The organism is Rhodospirillales bacterium (genome assembly GCA_020638175.1).
In the GTDB taxonomy this organism is placed as follows: domain Bacteria; phylum Pseudomonadota; class Alphaproteobacteria; order Micavibrionales; family Micavibrionaceae; genus JACKJA01.
The window spans coordinates 1481374-1501031 of sequence record JACKJA010000002.1; the positions used below are offsets into that span (position 1 = coordinate 1481374).

A 19658-nucleotide genomic window follows, 5' to 3' on the forward strand; every position below is an offset into this window, starting at 1 on the left:
GCTAGTGTGTCCACCAATGTGACTCTTGTATGACATTTTTGCAACAGTCAGCACAACATAGGAGCCTATGAAAATTTCTGCAACAAATATCGACCCCATTCCCTTTTATGTCCTGATCGCCGCCGGCGGCAGCGGCACACGTCTGGGCGGAGATCGGCCAAAACAATACCGGTCCGTTGCGGGAAAAACCATACTGCGCCACACGATCGAGGCCTTCCTGACCTGCCCCGGCCTCCGGCAAATTCGTGTCATCATCGACCCGGCCCATGCAAAATGGTATCAGGAAAGCGTCACGGGTCTGGATATGCTGCCTCCCATCAACGGCGGAGAAGAAAGAAATGATAGTGTTTCAAATGGATTAAACAAATTTTCTAATCTAAAAGATAAAGATATAATTTTGATCCACGACGCGGCCCGCCCGTTCGTATCACGCGGGGAAATCGAGCAAACCGTCATCCGCGTCAAGGAAACCGGCGCCGCGACACTGGCCGCCCCGGTTAGCGATACACTACGCCACACAAACGGCCATTACATCGACCGCACCGGCCTGTGGGCCGTCCAGACCCCGCAGGGCTTTCACTATGGCCTGATCCGCCGCGCCCATGAGAAAGCCGACCCCGCCGTCAAATACACCGATGACACAGCCATGGTGGCCGCGCTGGGACATCCGGTTGAAATCGTCACCGGATCGCGCCGCAACTTCAAAATCACAACGGCAGAGGACATGAACATGGCTGAACAGCTTATAACGGCGCCCCCCGCAACAGAAACGCGTATTGGCAGCGGCTTTGACGTCCACGCGTTCACAGCGCAAACGACCACTGCCATCCGTATCGGCGGCATTGATATCCCGCACGACAAAGGGCTGGCGGGACATTCCGATGCCGACGTTGCCCTGCACGCCCTGACGGATGCGCTCCTCGGAACGATCGGCGCGGGCGATATCGGCCAGCACTTCCCGCCCTCGGACCCGCAATGGAAAGGCGCCGACAGCGCCCTCTTCCTCGAAAAAGCGGTTCACCTCGTAAAAGAACAAGGCGGCGCCATCAACAACATGGACCTGACCATTATCTGCGAAACGCCCAAAATCGGCCCATACCGTGAAGCGATACGCGCCCGCATAGCCAAAATTTGCAGCATTGATGAAAGCCGTATCAATATCAAAGGCACCACGACAGAAAAACTCGGCTTCACCGGCCGCGGCGAAGGCATCGCCGCTCAGGCAGCCGCCACCATTCAACTGCCCAAGGAAAGCTAAACCATGCTCGACCGCGACCTGATTCAAAAACTCGATTTCAAAGACCGGTCTGTTTGGCTGGCAACATGGCTGGGATGCGGCTTGATGAAACCAGCACCCGGCACATGGGGAACGATTGGCGCCCTGCCCTTTGGCATAGCGCTGCTGCTCATCGACGGCTGGCCGCTTTTGCTGGCCGCAGCCATCATTATCTTTGCCGCAGGCTATAAAGCCGCGGAAAAATTCGAAACCATGACCAAAACCCACGACAACAGCGCCATCGTCGTCGATGAAGTCGTCGGGGTATGGATTGCCATGCTCCCCGCGGCGCTCGTCCCCGTGCATATTCTTATTGCCTTTGCGCTGTTCCGGTTCTTTGATATTCTCAAACCGTGGCCAGTCGGCTGGGCGGATAAAAAATTGCCCGGCGCACTGGGCGTCATGGCGGATGACGTTCTGGCCGGCGTATATGCGGCACTAATTATAGGAGGGTTACGCTATGCAGGAATTATTTGATCTACTCGATAAAAACAACATGCGGCTGGTTTCAGCCGAAAGCTGCACCGGCGGCATGATTGCGGCGGCGATCACCGATATCCCCGGCTCTTCACGAGTCTTTGAGCGCGGCTTTGTCACTTACGCCAACGAAGCGAAAGGCGAAATGCTGAACGTTGCCGTCGAAACCATCCAGCAATTCGGCGCCGTCAGCGGCCCGACGGTCGAGGAAATGGTCCGCGGCGCCCTGCATAACAGCCGCGGCAACATCGCCGTCGCCACAACCGGCATCGCCGGCCCCACCGGCGGCACGGGAACCAAACCCGTCGGCACGGTTTATATCGGCGTCGGCGTCAAGGGCCACCCGGTCAAAAGCTATGAACACCACTTTAAAGGTGATCGCGCCGCCGTTCGTCAGCAAAGTGTCGATGCGGCCATCAAGCATCTCGTGAACCTCATCAAGGAAACCCCGTGACAAAAATCGCCTTTGTATCGTCGGCCGACCACAATTATTTTCCGATGCTTCTGGAATGGGTTCATTGCATCCGCTCCTTCGGCGAGAGCAAAGACATGGATATCTGCATCATGGATTCCGGCATGACGCCGGAGCAGATCGAAAAACTCCGCCCGCTGGTCACAACGATCATCGATCCGGACTGGCCCTGCCCGATCCCGGCCTACAAAATTAGGGGCCGAGAATATTTGAAAGCCTGCGTCGCCCGCCCGTTCATGAAGAACTATTTCCCCGGTTACGACCTCTATTTCTGGATGGATGCCGATACATGGGTGCAAAACTGGGAAGCTGTCGAGCTGTTCATCACCGGCGGCCTGCGTAAAAAAATCACCCTGACCGGCCAAGTCGACCGCGCCTACCCGCGCCAGATCCGCGTTAAATGGCTAGGCCGCTGGCCATGGAAAGTCCGCGGCTTTTATTTCTCCAACGCCCTGCGTGCGTTCGGGTTTAAACGCGCCAAAGAACTTCTGCCCTACCACGTACTACTGGCCGGTGCCTTTTGCCTGCACAAAGACGCGCCGCATTGGGACCGCTGGCAGGAACTCGTCAAAACCGCCGTAAAAAAAGGGAAAGTTTTTACCGCCGAACAGCTCTCGCTCGGCATCATGTGCTATCTCGAAGGCTACGAATTTGAAATACTGCCCGGCTGGGTCCACTGGCTGTGCGAATTCAAACCACTGTGGGATACCGAAAAGGAAAAATGGGTCGAACCCTACTTACCCCATCACGAAATCGGAATTTTACACCTGTCCGGCTTTGATGAAATGCGCATCAACCGGGCCGTCACAACCGACTTCAAAACCCTGCAGGGCGGCACGATCGAAAAGAACTATCGCTACCCGGCTTTTGACGGCGAAACCCCATAGAGCGCCGCCGCCCGCTTCTCGAACGCGTCAACCATTTTCTTAATGGCTTCGTTAAAGAAAGCGGTTATAACGCCTTGTAAAAAAGGGTTTTTAAAGTCAAAATCAACATAGAAATCAATCGTACATGACCCGTCTGGCTCTTCGATGAACCGCCAATGGTTCGACAGGTGCCGCATCGGCCCCTTCATGTATTCGACATGGATATGATCGGGCCGTAGCGCCGTAACTTTCGATGTAAACGTCTCCCGCACCATCTTGTAGCCAATCACAAGGTCTGCATAAAACACATCACCCTCGCGCTTGTTGATCCGGCTGGCCAGACACCAGGGCAAAAATTCCGGATACTGATCCACCCCGGCGACAAGGTCAAAGAGCTGCTCGGCCGTATAGGGCATATGACGTTTTTCGGTGTGCTGAGGCATTTTTTTCTTGCAAAAAAGTAAAGATATTCGATATCCTGAAAGTGGAGGCTTTGCAGGGAACTGCATTGCCTTTTTTGTTTATTCGAGGTCACGCTCCGACCGCGTACGCAAATCCGTTATATGTTTGAAACTCCATATTTCATGCCCCTCCCGTATCGTTCTATACCGTAACGAAGACACCTGTGAAACAAAGTCGTTTAACTCTTCCCGCGCCGGTTTTGCCATATATCGCGTTCTGAATCCCCATGACACGATATAGGAGATCAAATCCGCAACCTGAATTCCCGTCGTCAAGTCACTATGTACAAAAAACGGTTCAGGCACGATTAAATTTGAACGAAGTCGTCCTGTCGCCGTTTCCTTGAAATACTCATCCATCTGACCGATCAGAATGTGACTTTGACTTTTTTCCAGTTCATCAAAGACAACGATACCTTGCTCACGCGGCCTTTGCTCATCAAGGAAATAATAAAAGCGTTCCAACAAAAAGCCGTAATCTTTTCTCAAACCATCAGAAGCTGTCCTCTCCGCGTCAGTCTCTACGATACTGGCAAAAGCCCGGCATCCGAAACGGGAGCAAATATTGAAAAGCTCTTGCGTATAATTTAGCTTAGCCAGCGCAAGTGCCTTGATTTGCTCAACGGTCGCGTCTCCTCCTGAAACAAGCGCTTGTTTTGCCAAAAATGAAACCTCTTCCGGCGATACATCCACGCTCAAACCGGCTTGCCTGAACACTTTCTTTTTGAGAATTTTACGTCCCTTAAGCTCCCTTGTTCCAAGGCTATACCGTTGTCCGAAACACTTCTCTTCAAGCCCATGCAGAGCTGTAATCAAGTTCCATAAATCCCTGTCCTGTATACAAACGCCACCAAGGACTTCATATGGAGCTTCTTTTCGGTCATGTCCCGATTCATCAATAAATAAAAAGTAGGCCATAACATCTATTCCGCCGCGGCCAGTTTCGCGGCCCGCGCCGCCTTGAGCTTTTCGAAATCCGCACCCGCATGATGGGAAGACCGCGTCAATGGCGTCGCCGATACCATCAGGAATCCCTTGTTATATGCCAACTTCTCCAGCTCTTTAAATTCGCCGGGCGTCCAGAATTTCTCGACCGGCGCGTGCTTCGGGCTGGGCTGGAGGTACTGACCGATCGTGATAAAATCGACATCGGCGGCACGCATATCGTCCATCACTTGCGCAATTTCTTCCTTGGTTTCACCCAGACCAACCATCAAGCCCGACTTGGTAAAACTCTCCGGTTCAACTTCCTTGACCCGCTCCAGCAACCGCAGCGACGTAAAGTAACGCGCCCCCGGACGAATTGTCGGATACAACCGCGGCACAGTCTCCAGATTATGATTAAAAACATCAGGCCGCGCTTTTGCAACTATATCAACACTATCAAAGCATTTTTTAAAGTCAGGGGTCAGGATTTCAATCGTCGTCCCCGGTGACTTGTAGCGGATCGCCTCGATAGTCTTCACATAGTGGTCCGCCCCGCCATCGGGCAAATCATCCCGGTCCACCGAGGTCACCACCACGTGTTTCAGCCCCATTTTCATCACAGCCACCCCGGTCCGCAGCGGCTCCATCTTATCAAGCGCCTCCGGCTTACCCGTCGCGACATTACAAAAGCTGCACGCACGGGTGCAAACCTCCCCCATAATCATGAAACTCGCATGTTTTTGCTGCCAGCATTCCCCGATATTCGGGCAGCCCGCTTCCTCGCACACGGTATTCAGCTTGCCTTCATGGACAATCGCGCGGGTTTCTTCGTATACCTTGCCCTGCGGCGCCGGCACACGAATCCAGTCCGGCTTCTTCCCGCTTGGCCGGTCGGGGTTCTTTTGCTTTTCCGGATGCCGCTTGGCCCGGTCTGTTAATTTCGGATTATAGGTCACAATGGAGTCCTGTTTTCAAATTATTCCCGGCAACCACACTAATCAGCTCGCTCTGCAAGAACGCGATCATAAGCATAGATCCGATCCAGCAATGTTTCGACAACCAGCTTCATCAACGGCGGAGACTTCGTCAGCATGTTATCCAGATATTCTCGGCTAATCACGTAGACTTCGGCATCTGTCACCGCTTCGACATCCAGCGTATGGTATTTATGGGCCATCAGAGCCATCTCACCAATCAACTCTCCGGCCCCCAAATTGGCAATTTTATGGTGCACACCGCTCCCCGGCACCTTTTTATAGACCTCGACTACACCATCCTTAATCAAATAAGCCGCCGCAGGCATTTCCCCGGCACGGATGATTTGGCTTCCTTTTTTGAAAACCTTGATTTCATGATCGGAAAGAACGGGAACAGTCATCTGCAACCTCACAAGCCAGTATAAAAACCGTTCTACTACATATGCACCGCTTTGCCGTACGCGTCCAGCGTGCTTTCGTGCATCATCTCGGACAGGGTCGGGTGCGGGAAGACGGTGTGCATCAGCTCAGCCTCGGTGGTCTCCAGCGTCATGCCGATGCCAAAGCCCTGAATCAGCTCCGTGACTTCCGCGCCGATCATATGCGCGCCGAGCAGTTCCCCGGTCTTGGCGTCGTAAACAGTTTTGACCAGCCCCTCCGGCTCGCCCAGCGCAATCGCCTTTCCGTTGCCGATGAACGGGAACCGGCCGACTTTGACGCTGTAACCCGCCTCTTTCGCTTTCGTTTCGGTCAGACCGACGCTTGCCACCTGCGGCATGCAATAGGTACAGCCCGGAATTTTCCGCGTATCAAGCGGGTGAACGTCTTTTTCGCCCGCAATCTTTTCCACACAGAGTATCCCTTCGTGCGACGCTTTATGCGCCAGCCACGGCGGCGCAGTGATATCGCCGATCGCATACACGCCCGGTTCATCCGTTGCGCACCACTCATTCGTCACAATATGCCCGCGGTCGGTTTTGACCTTGGTGTTCTCCAGACCGATATCCTCGATATTCGCCACGATCCCGACGGCGGAAATAACGCGGTCGACGCTCAAGGTTTCGGTTTTGCCACCCACCTCGATATGCGCCGTCACACTATCCTTGCCCTTGTCGAGCTTAGTGACCTTCGCCCCGGTCATGATCTTCATACCCTGCTTTTCAAACGCCTTTTTCGCAAAGGCCGAAATTTCTTCATCTTCGACCGGCAAAACGCGGTCCATCACCTCGACCACCGTCACATCAGCACCGAGGTTTTTAAAGAAGCTCGCAAATTCAATCCCGATCGCCCCGGATCCAATCACCAGCAGCTTTTTCGGCATCATGTCAGGCACCAGCGCCTCACGGTAGCTCCAGACAAATTTCCCATCCGGCTCCAGCCCCGGCAAAGCGCGGGCCCGCGCCCCGGTCGCAAGAATAATATTCTTGGCACTCAAGATTTCGATTTTGCCGTCTTTTTCGATCGCCACCTGCCCCTTGCCCTTCAAGCGCCCGTAACCGTCAAATACGGTCACCTTGTTCTTCTTGAGCAGATGTTTGACCCCGCCGGAGAGCTGGTTGGCCACCCCGCGCGAACGATCAACTATCGCTTTAAGATCAAACTCCAATCCTTTGATTTTAATTCCAAAATCATTAGAGTGCGTCATGTGGTGATACTGTTCACTGCATCGTAAAAGCGCCTTGGTCGGGATGCACCCCCAGTTCAGACATATTCCGCCCAAATGGTTCGCCTCAATCAGCGCCACATTCATTTTCAGCTGTGCCGCGCGGATCGCCGCTACATAACCGCCCGGCCCACCGCCGATCACGATAAGGTCAAACACTTTGTCACTCATCTCTTCTCATCCTCTCAAACCGCCAGCAATGCCAGCAAGTCATCTGTTTTATAGTTCGGCGTGTCATGGGCAATCAACCCCATATCAGGCCACGCATGATCCACATCGTCTATAACAATGTCACCCCGGCCGCCAATCGCCGCCCGGAAATCTTCCGTGTCCTTAAGTGTCAGCAGTTCATCATTCGCAACAACCAGATAACTCAGCTTTATATCCGGCGACAAACCATTTTTCACGCGCCCCGGCAAGCCCTTGTAAAAATCACCCAGCGTTTTCTGTATCTCAACAGGATCGTTCAGGGATACCTTCTGCGTAACCATAGGGTGAGCAATAAATTCGGGCCTCCACAGCCGCATGATATCATCCGCGCGCCCCTCATTAACGCCCTGCGCCCCGGCATAAAGCAGCAGGGATTTCACATGTGGAAACGACTTATCACTATCGGACAACGCCTTCAGCGAAGATAACGCCCCAAAGCTGTTCCCGATCACATAGAGAGATGAATAATCATCATGAATAGCAGATAACAGATGAAACGGCTCGTCCAGCCATTCATCAATCGTTGCAGGCCCGCCGCCGATATGCGTCTCCCCCGCCTTGCGCCCGTCATAAAGACGCACGCTGTTATTCACAAATGCCGGCCCGGTTGGGTCAGCCAGCTTAACGCCTTTATGCTTGATCACATAAACGTCATACCCCTGTGCTGCCAAAGCTCCGGCATGCCGCTGCTCAAACAGCGTTGCCCCCATCCCCGGAAAACCGGGGCAAAAGACAATCGCCTGACCAGTTTTCTGATCGGGCTGAAAAAGCTGGGCTTCAACGCCGTTATGCTTTTGCCAGCTAACCCGCATATTACACCAGCATCGCTGCGGGGTTTTCGATATAGCGCTTGAAAATCTGCAGGAACTCGGCCCCGACCGCCCCATCAACCGCGCGGTGATCGACCGACAGCGTACAGTTCATCACCGTCGCAATCTTGATCTCGCCCTTTTCAACGACCGGCTGCTGGATCCCCGCCCCGACCGCCAAAATGCAGGCTTGCGGCGGGTTGATAATCGCATCGAATTCCTTCACGCCATACATGCCAAGATTGGACACGGTAAACGTCCCCCCCTGAAACTCATGGGGTTTCAGCTTGCCTTCGCGCGCCCGGCCCGCGAGATCTTTCACCTCGTCGGAAATCTGGCGCAAGCCTTTTGTCTCGGCGGCAAACACAATCGGCGTAATCAACCCGTTCGGCGTCGACACCGCCACGGAGATATCGGCATGGGTATACTGGCGCACAGCATCATCGCCCCAGCTGACATTGGCCGCCGGAAAAGCTTTAAGCGCCTGCGCCACAGCTTTCAGGACAAAGTCATTCACGGACAGCTTGTAAGCCCCGTTGGCATCGTCATTGATCTGTTTACGCGCCGCCATCAACGCGTCGATCCTGCATTCGACCGTCAGATAGAAGTGCGGCACTTGCTGCTTGGATTCCTGCAAACGCTTGGCCGTTACTTTCTTGATATTGTTGTTCGGAATATCGACATAAGCCTCGCCACTCGCCGCTACCGGCGCAGAAGCAACTGACACCGCTGCTGCCGGAACCGCGCCGGCCTTCGCCCCTTCAATATCCGCTTTCACGATCCGGCCGTGCGGACCGCTGCCTTTCACATTCGACAGATCAACGCCCTTATCCGCCGCCAAACGCTTGGCCAGCGGCGAAGCGAAAATCCGCTCCCCGGTTTTTGCAGACACAGGTGCCGGAGCCGCAGCAACGGGTTTTTCCTCTTCAACCGGCCCTGGAGTCGCCGCGGCTGGCGCCGCCACAGGCGCGCTGGCTACCGCCCCGATATCACTTTCATCTTCCCCTTCTTCCAGCAACACGGCAATCGGCGCATTAACCGCCACCCCTTCGCTACCTTCCGGAACAAGGATCTTGGCGAGCTTTCCTTCATCGACCGCTTCGACTTCCATTGTCGCCTTGTCGGTCTCGATTTCGCACAGCACGTCACCGGCTTCGATCATGTCGCCTTCCTTGGCGACCCATTTGGCAAGGTTACCCTCCGTCATCGTAGGCGACAGCGCAGGCATCAATACATGTGTTGGCATCTCTCAAAAGTTCCTTGACATAATAAAAAGTATTATTTTATGGTTCCCTCTTTATAAGCAAAGCCAATAAAAAAAGTAAGAGGGTAAAAGATCATGGCAGGTAGAAAAACACGCTGCAACGCATCATCTGCGCCGACATCACTGAATGATTTCCTGCGCGCCAACAAGATCACCGAACAACAAGCCAGAGACATCGCCACAGGCGCTCGCAACATACCGGGCAAAAAACCGGACGAAGTGCGCTCTATCAAAGTTGGCATCGGCCGATACGGCTTTGGCCACCAACTGACGAGAAAATAAAACTCCATGAGCCGAACCAAAAAAAGAGAAAGCGGCAAGACCGCCGCCCAAAATCTAGTTGCCAGTCATTTCAGCCAGAATGACGCCGGCTTGCTGGGGGAAGGTTTGAGAGCCATTTTCGAACACCACAGCGCCCGTGCCATCGAGGACATCGCACAAAAAGCAAATCTTGACGGTGAACGGCTCCAACAACTCATGAACGACACAGACAACGCCGAACCGCTAACCAATCAGGAATTCAGCAATCTGGCCAAAGCCGTTACAAAATTTTTACACAAATAAAACATCCAAATAGACAAAAGAGGAAAAAATGAACGACAAAAAATCACCTGAAAGCAGCGCCCCCGCATTTGAAACTATGAACGCCACGCGCATTGACACCACCCTTAAAAATGGGAATAAACCGAACGCAACGGCATGGGAAAAAGCCGCAGCGAAAGCAACGCTCAAAGGCATCAAAAAAGGCACTTTAAAACCTGTATAGAAACGTCATCCAAAACAAGAGTTTTCAAATGGCACAGGAAAATATCAGGGGAACATTCGGTATCGCCACGAGAACGGGCGTCACCTGTGAACAGGTCACAAGCATTGCGCATGGCCACACCCCGGGCAGTTTAACCAGAGCGCGCATCCGCAAGGTTCAACGTCTCCTTTCGGGGGAATCCGGAAAAGCCATCCGCCGCTTCAGCTTCTCTTAAGCCTACCGGTAACAAACCTCTTTGACAGCCGGAACAATAGTATCAACCTGCGGCAGCGCCAGACGCTCCAGATTTTTCGCGTAAGGGAGCGGCACATCGGCGGCGCAAACACGCTTGAGCGGCGCATCAAGATAGTCAAATGCCTGCTCGCCGACCAGCGCTGCAATCTCGGAACCAATCCCGGCAAACGGCCAGCCTTCCTCAACACAGACAATCCGGTTGGTTTTCTTGACACTCTCCAGAATCGTCCAGCGATCCAGCGGCCGAATTGAGCGCAGATTAATCACTTCGGCATCAATGCCCTCTTCCGCCAGTTTTTGAGCCGCTTCCAGCGCCCGCCCGACCATCACCGAATGGGCCACGATCGTTACATCATTACCGGCACGCTCAATTTTTGCCCGCCCGATCGGAATCACGTAATCCTCATCGACCGGCACGTCAAAACTCTGACCATAAAGCATCTCATGTTCCAGAAACATCACCGGATTGGGATCGCGGATCGCCGCTTTCATCAAACCCTTGGCATCCGCCGCCGACCACGGGGAAACAACCTTCATCCCCGGAATATGGGCATACCAGCTTGCATATTCCTGAGAGTGCTGCGCGCCCACCTGTGCCGCCGCGCCATTCGGACCGCGGAACACGATCGGACAGCCCATTTTGCCACCCGCCATGTAAAGCGTCTTGGCCGCCGAGTTAATAATATGGTCACAGGCCTGCATGGCAAAGTTGATCGACATAAATTCGACAATCGGACGCAAACCGCGAAACGCAGCGCCCACAGCCATCCCCGTAAAGCCGTATTCGGTAATCGGCGTGTCAATCACACGCTTCGGACCGAATTCCTGCAACATACCCTGAGACACTTTATAAGCGCCTTGATATTCGGCCACTTCCTCGCCCATCAGGAACACATCCGGATCACGGCGCATCTCTTCGCTCATCGCCGCACCCAGAGCTTCACGCACCGTCATGCCTTGCGTGTTGGCCATAAATTTTTCTTCGTCAAACGGCGGCGGTTCAATAATCACGCCTTGCGCATAAAGAATATCACGGTCATCCACCGCCGCGCCCGCAGGCTGAGCCGCCACGGACATTTGCGGCAATTCGACAACATTGTCCGCGACAGGCGCCGCCACCGGGGCCGGTGCACCGGCAGCATCGGAAGAAATATCACCGGCGCTTTCACCATCTTCCAGCAAAACAGCAATCGGCGTGTTCACGGCAACACCTTCCGTGCCTTCGTCGATCAGCAATTTACCGATCACACCTTCATCGACGGCTTCAACTTCCATCGTCGCCTTGTCCGTTTCGATCTCACACAAAACGTCACCCGGCGCAACTTTGTCGCCTTCCTTGACGGTCCACTTCGCCAGATTTCCTTCTGTCATCGTCGGTGACAGGGCGGGCATCAATACTTGTACAGTCATTTGTTTATTCCTCTACAGGGATCAGTGTATCGGTCCAAAGTTCGGCAGGCGCAGGCTCTGGCGATTGCTGGGCAAACTCGGCGGCTTCCGCCACGATTTGCTTCACTTCTCTTTCCAGCGCCTTAATATCGTCTTCCGCCATACCGTCAGCAATCAAACGCTCCTTGACAGTATTCAGCGCATCGCGCTCGTCTTTCATTTTTTGCAGCTCTTCCTTGGTCCGGTATTTGGCCGGATCAGACATCGAATGCCCGCGATAGCGATAGGTTTTCATCTCCAGAAGATACGGCCCCTGACCGGAACGCACATAATCAACCGCACTGGAAACGGCTTCACGCACCGTAAACAGGTCCATACCATCGACCTGCTCGCCCGGAATGCCAAACGGCTCGCCGCGGCGGTACAAATCGCCGGACGCATGACGGTTCAGCGCCGTTCCCATACTGTACTGGTTGTTCTCGATGATAAACAGGATCGGCAGCTTCCATAAAACCGCCATGTTAAAGCTCTCAAAGACCTGCCCCTGGTTGGCCGCCCCGTCGCCCATATAAGCAACGGCCACGCCGCCATCGTCGCGGTATTTGTGGGCAAAAGCCAGCCCCAGCCCCAGCGGCGCACTGGCACCAACAATCCCGTGCCCGCCATAGAAATTCCGGCTCTGGTCGAACAGGTGCATGGAACCGCCCTTCCCGGCGGAACTTCCCGTTGCCCGGCCTGTCAGCTCGGCCATAGCTTCCTTCGGGTCTCCGCCCGCAGCCAACAACGGCCCGCGTTCGCGGTATGTCGTAATAATGGTGTCTTTTCCTTTCTCCAGCACAGAATGCACGCCAACGGCGACAGCTTCCTGCCCGATATAAAGGTGACAAAATCCACCGATCATCCCCATGCCATAGAGCTGCCCGGCCTTTTCGTCAAAACGGCGGATCAACACCATTTTGCGATAAAGCGCGGCCAATTCTTCAGTGGTCAAAGCCAGAGAATTCGATTGTCCAGATTTTTTCTTTTTAGCTGCGGCCACGGTTATCCCCCCATGCAACAGGCTTACACGATAAACTCAGACAATGGAGGTACAACATTTTTCCGGCCAAGGCCAGCAGAAAAAATGCCTTGCTGCACCGCAACATGTTGATATTTATGGATTTTTTAGATTACGGCAATTAAATCAATGCTCTGGATAAACGATCATGTGATCGCCCGGATGGGCATAGCCCAAAACAATTTGCGCGCGCTCTTCCAGAAAGTCCCTGTCCAGCGTTCCCGGTCGCAGATCAACGACTTTACGCTCCAGCCCTTCCCGTTCGGTATGCAGGCTGTCATACTGCGCCGACACGCGCTCAACACTGGATTGCAGGGTAAAAAGACGAAAACAACTGCGCTCCCCGGCCAGAATATGCCAAGAAAAATAACAGCACAGCCCCAGCCCTAAAATGGCTAGAAAATTCTGCCGCAAGAAATAACGTTGTTCAATCAGTCGTTCCATACCCCCATCGAATCACAAACGAATCACCTTCGTCAATAGAGAAATTCAATAGAGTCAATGGGTTAAAAGAGAACAAAGCCAAAACATCCACAGCTAAGTGATTCTAATGATTCACAAATCACCAAAATACACGCTATAGCATTTTTTTGTCGGCCACCGGCATTTCGTTCAGAACACGGTCCCGCGCCCGCTTCCATGTCTCTTCCGGCGCCCCGCCCCGGAAAATAACCGGATCGTAATCAATCGCATCCCACGCCCCTCTCACAATCTCGACATTGAGTTGCACGGGAAACCAGCCAGAATACCCGACATAAACGCGGGCATTGTCATACCAGTCGAGATGCTGCAGATAAGCCATATCAACGCGCGTTCCGTCATTATCGTACGGATCCGGATAGATTTTTACCGCGCCGCTATCGCGATCCGTCCCGATCAGATACAAGCGCTCCGGATAATCGACCGGCCCGCCGTAATAAACGGGAAGGGGAAAAGATTTTCCTTCCGGGAACAGGCGCGCCAGCTCATCGGGATCAAGCGGCTTGTTGACGATCATACCGAAAGCCCCGGACAGTTTATGACGAAACAGATAGATCACACTGCGGTCAAACACCCCGCCATGCCCGGAGCCGATCGACGGGCGCGCCACCAGCACACGGTCGGTATGACCGTTATACAGCCCTATCAGGCTCGGCAGCGCTATAAACAGCAGCCCGAGAAAAATATAGACTTTACCCCAGTATGGCGTTTGCTTCATAGGCGGTCTCCCGCTGTTTTATGCCGCATTCTTCTTGCGATCAGCTGCCGACGACGCCTTAACCCGCAAAACACCGGCCCCGGCATATTGCGCCTGCGGGCCCAGCATTTCCTCAATCCGGAGAAGCTGGTTGTATTTCGCCATCCGGTCGGAGCGCGACAGGGAACCGGTTTTAATCTGTCCGGCATTGGTCGCCACAGCGATATCGGCAATCGTGGAATCTTCCGTCTCGCCGGAGCGGTGCGACAGGATAATCCCAAAACCCGCCCGTTTGGCCATCTCGATCGCTTCCAGCGTCTCGCTCAAAGAGCCGATCTGGTTCACTTTCACCAAAATGGCATTCCCGGCGCCCAGCTCAATCCCCTTGGCCAGCCGCTTGGCGTTGGTCACATACAGATCGTCACCGACCAGCTGCACCTTATCGCCCAACGCCTCGGTCAGAGCCACCCAGCCATCCCAGTCATCTTCGGCCAAACCGTCTTCGATCGAGGCAATCGGATAGCGCGCGCACAGATCTTCATAATAAGCCACCATCTCGGCAGACGACAAAACTTTGCCCTCTCCCGCCAGATGATATTTGCCGTCCTTGTAAAACTCGGTCGAGGCAGCGTCCAGAGCAATCACAACTTCTTCCCCGACCTTATAGCCCGCGGCATCAATCGCCTTCATGATAAAGTCCAACGCTTCGGATGAAGATTTAACCGCCGGGGCAAAACCGCCCTCATCCCCGACATTGGTGTTCAGGCCGGCATTGGAAAGCTGTTTTTTCAGGGCATGAAAAATTTCGGCCCCGCAACGCAACGCTTCCGCGAAATCGGGCGCTCCGACCGGCATAATCATGAACTCCTGAATGTCGACCGGGTTATCGGCATGCGCCCCGCCATTAATAATGTTCATCATCGGCGCCGGCAGCAAATGCGCAAACGGTCCGCCCAGATAGCGGTGCAGCGGAAGAGCCAACTCGTCCGCCATCGCCCGTGCAATCGCCAGAGAAACACCAAGGATCGCGTTCGCCCCGAATTTGGCCTTGTTCTCTGTGCCGTCCATTTCACACATCAACTGGTCGATATAAAGCTGCTCTTCGGCATCGATCCCGACCAGCGCTTCGAATATCTCGGTATTCACGAAAGAAACGGCCTTTTCAACGCCTTTGCCGTTATAAACATCCTTGTCGCCATCGCGCAGCTCAACGGCTTCATACGCCCCTGTCGACGCGCCCGACGGCACCGCCGCCCGGCCAAACGCACCGCTTTCCAGTTGCACATCGACTTCTACAGTCGGGTTGCCGCGGCTATCCAGGATTTGTCTTGCGGTAATGTCGATAATGGCGGTCATGATAAAGTCCTCTTTCTTGTAAAAGCCATAGAGCGCCGGCCCTATAAACAATAAAAACGCCCTGCAAAGGCCGCGACCGCGGCCCGGCCCCAGTGGACCGAAGCATGCGTGGCGTATGAACGCAGGCATAAATTGACATCAATTTATGCCGTCAAAACAATAGTCTTCTATCATGAGAATAAAAGCGATTCTACAGGGAAAATATAATTGATAACGAACGAGCTGATTTAATTGATATTCGAAGAGAAACGTGTCGAAAGGCCCGTGTTTCGAGAACCGGAAGCGTAAGTGTATAAAGAAATACATGCGCCCCGGAAGCGAAGAAACGCGGGACTTGCAGACCGTTTATCAATGAATATCAATTAAATCTAGGCTTCTGTGTCGACTTCCTGCCCCAGCAACGACGGCAAAACCATCCGCTCCGGCAGGCTGGCCCGCAACCCCTTGATAACCGTTTGCAATTCCTCGACGGAATACGCCCCGGTCGTCGTATTGGCAAACAACGTGTTGCTGTTGGTTGAGGATGAAGACAGGAAATCATTGATCAAAGCACGGGAACTCGCAGATAGCCCCGGCGCGCCCCGAGGCGCATTACCTCGCCCCACAGAAAGCAGGCCGAGCGTATATTGTCCGCTATCCAGTAAAGAACTCATATCCCGGAAATCCTTTCCAACGGTTCTTCGTTTCTACCTATTATTATAGAACGCTTACAGGTTTTTAGCAATCTTGTCGATCGCCATCATCGGCTTCAGCATTTCTTCAAGCTGATCCAGATAAACCGCGTTCGGCCCATCCGACGGCGCGTTATCCGGATCTTCATGAACTTCCATGAACACCGCCCCGACACAGCCCGTCGCCAGCGCGGCGCGCGCCAGATACGGCACCATCGTCCGGTCGCCGCCAGTGCTGCCGCCCAGTCCGCCCGGTTGTTGTACCGAGTGCGTGGCATCAAACACCACCGGATAGCCGTTTTGCGCCATGATCGGCAGAGAACGCATATCATTGACCAGTGTGTTGTAGCCAAACGTCACACCACGCTCGCACTGCATGATATTCTCGTTGCCGCTTTCCGCAATTTTTTGCACCACGTTTTTCATGTCCCACGGCGCAAGAAACTGGCCCTTTTTGACATTAATCGGCAGGCCCGTTTTCGCAGCCGCCACGACCAGATCCGTCTGGCGACACAAAAACGCCGGAATTTGCAGGACATCAACCGACCGTGCAATAACCGCGCATTGCTCTTCCGTATGGACATCGGTGATACACGGCACATCGAATTCCTGGCGCAGCTCTTCGAACACCGGCAACGCGCCCTCCAGCCCGATCCCGCGCTGACCGTGGATCGAGGTTCGGTTGGCTTTGTCGAATGATGATTTGTAAATCAGGCCAATCCCCAGCCGCTGGGCAATCCCCGTCAAGGTCTCGCACATCATAAAGGCGTGATCGCGGCTTTGCATCTGGCACGGCCCGGCGATCAGCACAAACGGCTTGTCGTTGGCAATCTCTATATTTTTTACGCGTACGGTTTTCATGCCCACCTTTATATAGGCTTCACCCCTCTGAATGGAAGGCAAAAAACTCATCGGTAAAAAGAAAGTCTTTCACACGATCCGCCATAAAGGCATGCCCCTCGCTATTCGGGTGCAGGCCATCCTGTAACATAGCTTTCCAGTTGGCATTGGCCATAAAAGGTTCCAGCATCGGCAGAAAAGAAACACCCTCTTCCGCGCAAACGGACTGAATGATGCCATCGAACAGCCTGATCCGCTCATTCTGGTAAGCCATGCTCGGTCGCCACGGCACAGGATTTAACAAGGAATCATCAACCGGCGTCAGCCCCTGGAAGGAGACATTCGCCGTAATACCTTTTGCCAAAGCAATCAACGACAGTAAGTTCCCACGAAATTCCTCGTCCGAAAACATGGGCCGTTTTTCATCGACCAAATAACGGGAATCGTTCGTCCCGATCGAAAAGATAATCTGGAGATTTTCATTTTCCAGCCGTTCTTCCATCCGCGCCCGAGCCTCGGATTCCGCCCGCGCTATTAAATCCGGGACCATATCGCCCGGCACACCGAGATTAAAAGGAAAGCACCAGAAATCCCGTCCGTTTTCCTCAGCCTTTACATTTTCAGCAAATATCTGGCCGCTCAGGCGCGCAACCCAACCTCCGCCCGTATCATTAGCACCCGCTGTAGAACTGCTCCCGACACAAAATAATTTGCCCATGTCACATGATCCCGCCGTAATACTGTCGCCAATGAAAAAGAGTTTAGACATCCCTTAAACCAACCGGCTTTGTTCCATCGCGGCCTTGATGAAGGAAACAAACAGCGGGTGCGGATCAAACGGCTTGGATTTCAGTTCCGGGTGGAACTGCACGCCGATAAACCACGGATGGTTGACGTTCTCGACGATCTCCGGCAGGCGCCCGTCCGGTGACATCCCGGAAAACCGCAGCCCTTTTTCTTCCAGCGCCTTGATATAATCTGTATTCACTTCGTAGCGATGGCGGTGACGTTCGGAAATTTCGGTCTTGCCGTAAATCTTGGCAACCTGTGACCCTTCGGCCAGCTTCGCCGGATAAGCCCCCAAACGCATCGTTCCGCCCAGATCGGTGTTTTCGCTCCGCTTTTCTTTCGATCCATCCTTCTCCCATTCGGTCATCAAACCGATCAGGTGCGTCCCTTTCTCCCCGAATTCGGTCGAGGTCGCATCCGGTATCCCGGCCAGGTTCCGTGCCGCATCCAGCACAGCCATCTGCATCCCGAAACAAATCCCGAAATATGGCACCTTATGCTCGCGGGCGAACTGCGCCGCTTTAATCTTGCCTTCCGCCCCACGCTCACCAAAGCCGCCGGGCACGAGAATCCCGTGAATGCCGTGCAAATGACTGGCCGGATCTTCCGTCTCGAACACCGAGGATTCAACAAACTTGATCTTTACCTTCACATTATTGGCAATCCCGCCGTGAACCAGCGATTCCACCAGCGATTTATAACTGTCGAGCAGCTCGGTATACTTGCCGACCACGGCAATTTTAACCTTGCCCTCCGGCTCCTTGATCCGGCGCACGATATCTTCCCAAACCGACAGATCAGGCTCCCTGGACTCCGCCAGCATCCCGAAACAATCAAGTACCTGCGTGTCCAGCCCCTCGGCATGATAGCTCAGCGGCACTTCGTAAATCGTCGACACATCCAGCGCCGGAATCACGTTGTCTTCATCAATATTGCAGAACAGCCCGATCTTACGCAGCTCTTCCTCGGCAATCGGACGATCGGCCCGGCACAGCAATATGCGCGGCCTGATCCCGACACTCATCAGCTCCTTGACCGAATGTTGGGTCGGCTTGGTTTTCAGCTCCCCGGCCGCCGGGATATACGGCAATAACGTCACATGAATAAACAGCGCGCGGGCCCGCCCGACTTCATTTCCGAACTGGCGAATGGCTTCTAAAAACGGCAGGCTTTCAATATCACCGACCGTACCGCCGATCTCGCACAGGACAAAATCGGCCGTCCCGTCTTTTTCGCGGATAAAGTTTTTAATCTCATCGGTAATATGCGGAATGACCTGTACCGTCGCCCCCAGATAATCGCCGCGGCGCTCGCGCTGCAGGACGTTGGTATAAACACGGCCCGTCGTAATGTTATCGCCCTGCGTCGCCGGCCGGCCGGTAAAGCGTTCATAGTGCCCAAGGTCCAGATCGGTTTCCGCGCCGTCATCGGTCACATAAACTTCCCCGTGCTGGGTCGGGCTCATCGTGCCGGGATCGACATTCAGGTAAGGGTCGAGCTTGCACAGCCGCACCGTGTAGCCACGAGCTTGCAATAACGCGCCAAGCGCAGCGGAGCCGAGGCCTTTTCCTAAAGAGGAAACCACGCCGCCGGTAATAAATATATATCTAGTCATTGTTATTCCGAAACAGGAGCCGATGGAGGAATTGTAATTGATTCCGGAGCTTCTTCCAGATTTTCCTTAATTGTATCCACAACCGCGGGCGTTTCTTCGTCCAGCGCATCAAGAATACTTTTTTGTTTGCTATCGGCCCCGGCCAGAACACCCAGAACCAGACTGGTAACAAAAAACAGTCCCGCGGCAATAGCCGTCGCCCGCGTCAACGCATTGGCTGTCCCCTGCGCCGAAGCCAGCCCGCCAAGACCACCGCCACCGCCAATACCAAGGCCGCCGCCCTCCGAGCGCTGCAACAGCACCAGCCCGATAATCGCCAGCGCCAAAATTAAATGAATAACAAGAACAACCGATTCCATATA

General features: G+C 54.0%; 25 protein-coding genes. 8 read left to right on the top strand and 17 right to left on the bottom strand.

What is annotated here, in order from left to right; translation table 11 throughout:
• Nucleotides 1-67: 67 nt before the first annotated feature.
• From H6868_07310 to H6868_07325, 4 genes are read left to right on the top strand one after another with little or no spacing between them, the layout of a single operon-like run.
• The gene (locus H6868_07310) at nucleotides 68-1258 is read left to right on the top strand and encodes a bifunctional 2-C-methyl-D-erythritol 4-phosphate cytidylyltransferase/2-C-methyl-D-erythritol 2,4-cyclodiphosphate synthase (protein ID MCB9989123.1); all 1191 of its coding nucleotides are present in this window, start codon (nucleotides 68-70) and stop codon (nucleotides 1256-1258) included.
• Nucleotides 1259-1261: 3 nt separating this feature from the next.
• Nucleotides 1262-1753, top strand: coding sequence for a phosphatidylglycerophosphatase A (locus tag H6868_07315; protein ID MCB9989124.1), 492 nt, complete (start codon nucleotides 1262-1264; stop codon nucleotides 1751-1753).
• On the top strand, nucleotides 1737-2207 hold the full coding sequence (locus H6868_07320; GenBank protein ID MCB9989125.1) for a CinA family protein: 471 nt from the start codon (nucleotides 1737-1739) through the stop codon (nucleotides 2205-2207). Before H6868_07315 ends, H6868_07320 begins: the two co-directional genes overlap by 17 nt.
• Before the next feature lie 44 nt (nucleotides 2208-2251).
• Nucleotides 2252-3112, top strand: a complete 861-nt coding sequence (locus tag H6868_07325; protein ID MCB9989126.1) for a glycosyl transferase family 8 — start codon at nucleotides 2252-2254, stop codon at nucleotides 3110-3112.
• Here H6868_07325 and H6868_07330 read toward each other — a convergent pair.
• The 7 genes from H6868_07330 to H6868_07360 form a co-directional block, all read right to left on the bottom strand.
• Nucleotides 3082-3534 (bottom strand): type II toxin-antitoxin system RatA family toxin, encoded by a 453-nt coding sequence (locus tag H6868_07330; protein ID MCB9989127.1) that lies wholly within the window; start codon nucleotides 3532-3534, stop codon nucleotides 3082-3084. The two genes, H6868_07325 and H6868_07330, sit on opposite strands and share 31 nt — an antisense overlap.
• A 78-nt stretch (nucleotides 3535-3612) precedes the next feature.
• Nucleotides 3613-4470, bottom strand: coding sequence for a DUF3800 domain-containing protein (locus H6868_07335; GenBank protein MCB9989128.1), 858 nt, complete (start codon nucleotides 4468-4470; stop codon nucleotides 3613-3615).
• Nucleotides 4471-4475: 5 nt separating this feature from the next.
• Complete coding sequence (gene lipA, locus H6868_07340) at nucleotides 4476-5435, bottom strand: lipoyl synthase (GenBank protein MCB9989129.1); 960 nt, start codon at nucleotides 5433-5435, stop codon at nucleotides 4476-4478.
• 38 nt (nucleotides 5436-5473) lie between these two features.
• Nucleotides 5474-5857, bottom strand: coding sequence for a cyclic nucleotide-binding domain-containing protein (locus H6868_07345; protein MCB9989130.1), 384 nt, complete (start codon nucleotides 5855-5857; stop codon nucleotides 5474-5476).
• A gap of 35 nt (nucleotides 5858-5892) precedes the next feature.
• A complete protein-coding gene (lpdA, locus tag H6868_07350) occupies nucleotides 5893-7290 on the bottom strand; it encodes a dihydrolipoyl dehydrogenase (GenBank protein MCB9989131.1) in 1398 nt (465 codons plus the stop codon).
• A gap of 14 nt (nucleotides 7291-7304) precedes the next feature.
• On the bottom strand, nucleotides 7305-8141 hold the full coding sequence (locus tag H6868_07355; GenBank protein ID MCB9989132.1) for a hypothetical protein: 837 nt from the start codon (nucleotides 8139-8141) through the stop codon (nucleotides 7305-7307).
• Nucleotide 8142: 1 nt separating this feature from the next.
• Nucleotides 8143-9384 carry a pyruvate dehydrogenase complex dihydrolipoamide acetyltransferase gene (locus tag H6868_07360; GenBank protein MCB9989133.1) on the bottom strand — a complete coding sequence of 414 codons (1242 nt, stop codon included), beginning with the start codon at nucleotides 9382-9384 and terminating at the stop codon, nucleotides 8143-8145.
• A 93-nt stretch (nucleotides 9385-9477) separates the two neighbouring features.
• Between H6868_07360 and H6868_07365 the strand changes: the two genes are divergently transcribed.
• From H6868_07365 to H6868_07380, 4 genes are read left to right on the top strand one after another with little or no spacing between them, the layout of a single operon-like run.
• Nucleotides 9478-9684 (top strand): hypothetical protein, encoded by a 207-nt coding sequence (locus H6868_07365; protein ID MCB9989134.1) that lies wholly within the window; start codon nucleotides 9478-9480, stop codon nucleotides 9682-9684.
• A 6-nt stretch (nucleotides 9685-9690) separates the two neighbouring features.
• Nucleotides 9691-9966 carry a hypothetical protein gene (locus H6868_07370; GenBank protein ID MCB9989135.1) on the top strand — a complete coding sequence of 92 codons (276 nt, stop codon included), beginning with the start codon at nucleotides 9691-9693 and terminating at the stop codon, nucleotides 9964-9966.
• 28 nt (nucleotides 9967-9994) lie between these two features.
• Nucleotides 9995-10168: a hypothetical protein gene (locus H6868_07375; GenBank protein ID MCB9989136.1), complete on the top strand. Its 174-nt coding sequence runs from the start codon at nucleotides 9995-9997 to the stop codon at nucleotides 10166-10168.
• Nucleotides 10169-10196: 28 nt separating this feature from the next.
• Nucleotides 10197-10382: a hypothetical protein gene (locus tag H6868_07380; protein ID MCB9989137.1), complete on the top strand. Its 186-nt coding sequence runs from the start codon at nucleotides 10197-10199 to the stop codon at nucleotides 10380-10382.
• Between the two features lie 2 nt (nucleotides 10383-10384).
• Here H6868_07380 and H6868_07385 read toward each other — a convergent pair whose 3' ends face one another.
• The 10 genes from H6868_07385 to secG form a co-directional block, all read right to left on the bottom strand.
• Entirely contained in the window at nucleotides 10385-11812 is a 1428-nt protein-coding gene (locus H6868_07385; GenBank protein ID MCB9989138.1) for a pyruvate dehydrogenase complex E1 component subunit beta, read from the bottom strand.
• Nucleotides 11813-11816: 4 nt separating this feature from the next.
• Nucleotides 11817-12830, bottom strand: a complete 1014-nt coding sequence (pdhA, locus tag H6868_07390; GenBank protein ID MCB9989139.1) for a pyruvate dehydrogenase (acetyl-transferring) E1 component subunit alpha — start codon at nucleotides 12828-12830, stop codon at nucleotides 11817-11819.
• A gap of 144 nt (nucleotides 12831-12974) precedes the next feature.
• Entirely contained in the window at nucleotides 12975-13292 is a 318-nt protein-coding gene (locus H6868_07395) for a septum formation initiator family protein (protein MCB9989140.1), read from the bottom strand.
• 133 nt (nucleotides 13293-13425) lie between these two features.
• Nucleotides 13426-14046 (bottom strand): YqgE/AlgH family protein, encoded by a 621-nt coding sequence (locus tag H6868_07400; protein MCB9989141.1) that lies wholly within the window; start codon nucleotides 14044-14046, stop codon nucleotides 13426-13428.
• Between the two features lie 18 nt (nucleotides 14047-14064).
• A complete protein-coding gene (gene eno, locus H6868_07405) occupies nucleotides 14065-15381 on the bottom strand; it encodes a phosphopyruvate hydratase (GenBank protein MCB9989142.1) in 1317 nt (438 codons plus the stop codon).
• A 368-nt stretch (nucleotides 15382-15749) separates the two neighbouring features.
• The gene (locus tag H6868_07410) at nucleotides 15750-16034 is read right to left on the bottom strand and encodes a hypothetical protein (GenBank protein MCB9989143.1); all 285 of its coding nucleotides are present in this window, start codon (nucleotides 16032-16034) and stop codon (nucleotides 15750-15752) included.
• Between the two features lie 54 nt (nucleotides 16035-16088).
• Nucleotides 16089-16913, bottom strand: coding sequence for a 3-deoxy-8-phosphooctulonate synthase (kdsA, locus tag H6868_07415; GenBank protein ID MCB9989144.1), 825 nt, complete (start codon nucleotides 16911-16913; stop codon nucleotides 16089-16091).
• 19 nt (nucleotides 16914-16932) lie between these two features.
• Nucleotides 16933-17661 (bottom strand): hypothetical protein, encoded by a 729-nt coding sequence (locus H6868_07420; GenBank protein MCB9989145.1) that lies wholly within the window; start codon nucleotides 17659-17661, stop codon nucleotides 16933-16935.
• A 3-nt stretch (nucleotides 17662-17664) separates the two neighbouring features.
• The gene (locus tag H6868_07425; protein ID MCB9989146.1) at nucleotides 17665-19296 is read right to left on the bottom strand and encodes a CTP synthase; all 1632 of its coding nucleotides are present in this window, start codon (nucleotides 19294-19296) and stop codon (nucleotides 17665-17667) included.
• Nucleotides 19297-19298: 2 nt separating this feature from the next.
• Nucleotides 19299-19655, bottom strand: coding sequence for a preprotein translocase subunit SecG (secG, locus tag H6868_07430; protein MCB9989147.1), 357 nt, complete (start codon nucleotides 19653-19655; stop codon nucleotides 19299-19301).
• Nucleotides 19656-19658: the final 3 nt, after the last annotated feature.

What these genes read in the sequence shown, in the direction of transcription:
- H6868_07310 (MCB9989123.1), top strand. Translation starts at nt 68, where the DNA reads ATGAAAATTTCTGCAACAAATATCGACCCCATTCCCTTTTATGTCCTG.
- H6868_07315 (MCB9989124.1), top strand. Translation starts at nt 1,262, where the DNA reads ATGCTCGACCGCGACCTGATTCAAAAACTCGATTTCAAAGACCGGTCT.
- H6868_07320 (MCB9989125.1), top strand. Translation starts at nt 1,737, where the DNA reads ATGCAGGAATTATTTGATCTACTCGATAAAAACAACATGCGGCTGGTT.
- H6868_07325 (MCB9989126.1), top strand. Translation starts at nt 2,252, where the DNA reads ATGCTTCTGGAATGGGTTCATTGCATCCGCTCCTTCGGCGAGAGCAAA.
- H6868_07330 (MCB9989127.1), bottom strand. Translation starts at nt 3,534, where the DNA reads ATGCCTCAGCACACCGAAAAACGTCATATGCCCTATACGGCCGAGCAG.
- H6868_07335 (MCB9989128.1), bottom strand. Translation starts at nt 4,470, where the DNA reads ATGGCCTACTTTTTATTTATTGATGAATCGGGACATGACCGAAAAGAA.
- H6868_07345 (MCB9989130.1), bottom strand. Translation starts at nt 5,857, where the DNA reads ATGACTGTTCCCGTTCTTTCCGATCATGAAATCAAGGTTTTCAAAAAA.
- lpdA (MCB9989131.1), bottom strand. Translation starts at nt 7,290, where the DNA reads ATGAGTGACAAAGTGTTTGACCTTATCGTGATCGGCGGTGGGCCGGGC.
- H6868_07355 (MCB9989132.1), bottom strand. Translation starts at nt 8,141, where the DNA reads ATGCGGGTTAGCTGGCAAAAGCATAACGGCGTTGAAGCCCAGCTTTTT.
- H6868_07360 (MCB9989133.1), bottom strand. Translation starts at nt 9,384, where the DNA reads ATGCCAACACATGTATTGATGCCTGCGCTGTCGCCTACGATGACGGAG.
- H6868_07365 (MCB9989134.1), top strand. Translation starts at nt 9,478, where the DNA reads ATGGCAGGTAGAAAAACACGCTGCAACGCATCATCTGCGCCGACATCA.
- H6868_07370 (MCB9989135.1), top strand. Translation starts at nt 9,691, where the DNA reads ATGAGCCGAACCAAAAAAAGAGAAAGCGGCAAGACCGCCGCCCAAAAT.
- H6868_07375 (MCB9989136.1), top strand. Translation starts at nt 9,995, where the DNA reads ATGAACGACAAAAAATCACCTGAAAGCAGCGCCCCCGCATTTGAAACT.
- H6868_07380 (MCB9989137.1), top strand. Translation starts at nt 10,197, where the DNA reads ATGGCACAGGAAAATATCAGGGGAACATTCGGTATCGCCACGAGAACG.
- H6868_07385 (MCB9989138.1), bottom strand. Translation starts at nt 11,812, where the DNA reads ATGACTGTACAAGTATTGATGCCCGCCCTGTCACCGACGATGACAGAA.
- H6868_07395 (MCB9989140.1), bottom strand. Translation starts at nt 13,292, where the DNA reads ATGGAACGACTGATTGAACAACGTTATTTCTTGCGGCAGAATTTTCTA.
- H6868_07400 (MCB9989141.1), bottom strand. Translation starts at nt 14,046, where the DNA reads ATGAAGCAAACGCCATACTGGGGTAAAGTCTATATTTTTCTCGGGCTG.
- eno (MCB9989142.1), bottom strand. Translation starts at nt 15,381, where the DNA reads ATGACCGCCATTATCGACATTACCGCAAGACAAATCCTGGATAGCCGC.
- H6868_07410 (MCB9989143.1), bottom strand. Translation starts at nt 16,034, where the DNA reads ATGAGTTCTTTACTGGATAGCGGACAATATACGCTCGGCCTGCTTTCT.
- kdsA (MCB9989144.1), bottom strand. Translation starts at nt 16,913, where the DNA reads ATGAAAACCGTACGCGTAAAAAATATAGAGATTGCCAACGACAAGCCG.
- H6868_07420 (MCB9989145.1), bottom strand. Translation starts at nt 17,661, where the DNA reads ATGTCTAAACTCTTTTTCATTGGCGACAGTATTACGGCGGGATCATGT.
- H6868_07425 (MCB9989146.1), bottom strand. Translation starts at nt 19,296, where the DNA reads ATGACTAGATATATATTTATTACCGGCGGCGTGGTTTCCTCTTTAGGA.
- secG (MCB9989147.1), bottom strand. Translation starts at nt 19,655, where the DNA reads ATGGAATCGGTTGTTCTTGTTATTCATTTAATTTTGGCGCTGGCGATT.